The sequence below is a fragment of the Mesorhizobium sp. M7A.F.Ca.AU.001.01.1.1 genome (genome assembly GCF_004022735.1).
GTDB classification, from domain to species: Bacteria; Pseudomonadota; Alphaproteobacteria; order Rhizobiales; family Rhizobiaceae; genus Mesorhizobium; species Mesorhizobium ciceri.
This window is the reverse complement of sequence record NZ_RZPF01000757.1, coordinates 1-2,964: the sequence shown is the minus strand read 5'-3', so window position 1 is coordinate 2,964 and position 2,964 is coordinate 1. Positions and strand designations below refer to the sequence as shown.

The following is a 2,964-nucleotide window of genomic DNA, read 5'->3' as shown; positions in this document are numbered from 1 at the left end:
AGCCGGCGGCCGGCGCAACCGGCTGGAACAGCTTTGTGCCGTTCCAGTCGTCAGGCATTTTCGGCTTGGGCGGCACGGCCAGCGCGAGTTTGCTCAGCGGCTCGCGCGGCTCGATCCGTTCAAGCCCGTCGGCGGGCAGTTCCGGCGGCGCGACGATTTCGGGATCGATCGCCCTCGAATGCGTCGCCGGCTGCGGAGCTGCGATGGCCGATGTGGCCGGCTCCTCGGGCAGCGTCCCGGCAGCCTGCTGCGCCATCGCATCGGCGCCCGGATCAAGCTGGTCCACGGTGATGACGCTTTCACTACCTTTCAGAGTGTGACCGCCAGTGACGACAATGGCTGCCATCACAGGGACCATCAGAACCGCCAGCGCATGATGGAGAAGCCGCACCAGCTTGACCTATTGGCTTGCCCAGACAATCCGCGCCACCCATTCGACATCGCGCATGGGAATATCGCGGTCGGGATGATCGGGATTGAGCGAGACCAGCGCAATCGACCTGACGGTCTGGCGCTCGAGCACCTTGGCCATCACTTCGCCTGATGTGGTCTTGACGACGACGCGATCGCCCTTGCGGGTAACGGCGCCCGGTTCGACGATGAGGACGTCGCCATTGCGGTAGAGCGGCAGCATGGAATCGCCCTGCACCTGCAAAGCATAGGAACTCTCGGTCGATTGCGTCGGCAGTTCGATCAGATCCCAGCCCTGCCCGGCTGGAAAGCCGGCATCGTCGAAGAAGCCGCCGGCGCCGGCCTGGGCAAAGCCGAGCAGCGGCACGGAGCTTCGGCGGGCGACCGAAGCCGCATGGCTGGCCCCGGCCCGACCTTCAATCAAACCGGTGAATTCGTCGAGGGAAGCGCCCGTTGCCTCCATAATCTTTGCCAGTGATTCGGTCGAGGGCCAGCGCGGCCGGCCATCCGACGACAGGCGCTTCGACTTGTTGAAGGCGGTGGAATCGAGCCCCGCACGCTTGGCCAGCCCCGAGGCCGAAAGCGAATAGCGCTCGGCAAGAGCATCAATGGCAGCCCAGACACGGTCATGCGAGAGCATGTGTCGCTCTCCTTTGAACAGGAAAAAATACCTTCCCTGTTCTAACCCCGGACCGCCATCTTGTCCACAGTGCAAGGCTTACTCACGCCGCTTTCCTGGTCTCGCCTTTCGCATAGGGATCGAAGCGCTGATAGAAGCTCTCACCCTTCTCGGCCATGTCGAGCAGCAGCTTGGGCGCCTTGAACTCGGCGCCGTATTTCTTCTGCAGGTTTCTGGCGATCTTGACGAACGCCTTGGCGCCGATGCCGTCGATGTAGGACAGCGCACCGCCGGTATAGGGAGCGAAGCCGAAGGCGAGGATCGAGCCGACATCGGCCTCGCGCGGGTCGGTGACGATGCCTTCTTCCATCACCCGGGCCGCTTCCAGCGCGATGGTGACCAGCAGCCGCTGCTGCAGTTCCTCATAATCGACCTTCTCGGGCGCAAGCTGCGGATAGAGATCCCTGATGCCCGGCCACAGCTTCTTCTTGGCGGGCTTTGCCGGATAATCGTAAAACCCCTTGCCGTTCTTGCGGCCGAAGCGGCCGTGATCGTCGACCATGGTGTTGATCAGCGCCATCTGCTTGGGATCGACCGCCTTGTCGCCCAAATCCCTGATGGTCTGCTTCATGATCTTCTGGGCAAGGTCGATGGCCGTTTCGTCGGTCAGTGCCAGGGGGCCGACCGGCATGCCGGCTGCCTTCGCCGCGTTCTCGATCATCGGCGCGGGCACACCTTCGATCAGCATCTTGTAGGCTTCCGACATGTAGCGCAGCACGCAGCGGTTGACGTAGAAGCCGCGCGTGTCGTTGACGACGATCGGCGTCTTCTTGATGGCGCGAACGAAGTCGATCGCGGTGGCCAGCGCCTTGTCGCCGGTCTTCTTGCCCAAAATGATCTCGACCAGCATCATCTTGTCGACCGGCGAGAAGAAATGGATGCCGATGAAATTCTTCGGCCGCGCCGAATTCTTGGCCAGCGACGAGATCGGGATGGTGGAGGTGTTCGACGCGAAGATCGCCGATGGCTTCAACACGGCTTCCGCCTGTTCGGTGGCGCTCTTCTTGACGCCCGAATCCTCGAACACCGCCTCGACCACCAGATCGCAGCCGGCAAGGTCGGCGTAGTCCGCCGTCGGCGTGATCAGCGACAGCAGTTTGTCCTTGTCCTCCGGCTTGGCGCGGCCCTTCTTGACCTGATCCGAGACCAGGCTGTCGGAATGCGCCTTGCCCTTGGCGGCCGACTCCAGATCACGGTCGAGCAGCACCACCGGGATGCCGGCCTTGGCGGTGACATAGGCGATGCCGGCGCCCATGAAGCCGGCGCCGAGAATGCCGATCTTCTTGAACTTGGTTTCGGGCACGCCGGCCGGGCGGCGGGCGCCCTTGTTCAGTTCCTGCAGCGACACAAACAGCGAGCGGATCATCGCCGCCGCTTCCCTGGTCTGCATGATCTCGGTGAAATAGCGCTGCTCGATGCGCAAGGCGGTGTCGAATGGCACCAGCAGGCCTTCATAGACGCATTTGAGGATCGCGGCGGCGGCCGGATAGTTGCCATAGGTCTCGCGGCGCAGGATGGCGATGGCCGGCGGCCACAGATTGAAACCGGCCGGCGAATAGATCTGGCCGCCGGGCAGCTTGAAACCTTTCTCGTCCCATGGCGCCACCGGCTTCAGGCCATTCCTGATCATCGCCTTGGCGGTCTCGACCAACCTTGTCGGCTCGGCGATCTCATGGATCAGGCCCATCGACTTGGCCTTCTGCGGCGACAGCGTCTGGCCGGAGGTCAGCATCTGCAACGCCTGCTGCTGATCGGTCAGCCGCGGCACGCGCTGGGTGCCGCCGGCGCCCGGGAAGATGCCGATCTTCACCTCGGGAAGCGCCATCTTCACCTTGTCGCTATCGGCGGCGACACGGCCGTGGCAGGCGAGCGAC

General features: G+C 63.5%; 2 protein-coding genes and 1 pseudogene. All 3 read right to left on the bottom strand.

Annotated features, from left to right (window positions below):
• A pseudogene (locus EN884_RS31225) lies at positions 1–358 on the bottom strand (thermonuclease family protein); the annotation flags it as partial.
• 42 nt (positions 359–400) lie between these two features.
• On the bottom strand, positions 401–1,051 hold the full coding sequence (locus EN884_RS31220; protein WP_013533656.1) for a helix-turn-helix transcriptional regulator: 651 nt from the start codon (positions 1,049–1,051) through the stop codon (positions 401–403).
• 82 nt (positions 1,052–1,133) lie between these two features.
• The coding region (locus tag EN884_RS31215) for a 3-hydroxyacyl-CoA dehydrogenase NAD-binding domain-containing protein (RefSeq protein ID WP_128360944.1) at positions 1,134–2,964 on the bottom strand (1,831 nt) is incomplete at its 5' end.

Bases quoted from the DNA above. Each gene is read 5' to 3' on its own strand.
- EN884_RS31220 (WP_013533656.1), bottom strand. From the start codon at position 1,051: ATGCTCTCGCATGACCGTGTCTGGGCTGCCATTGATGCTCTTGCCGAG.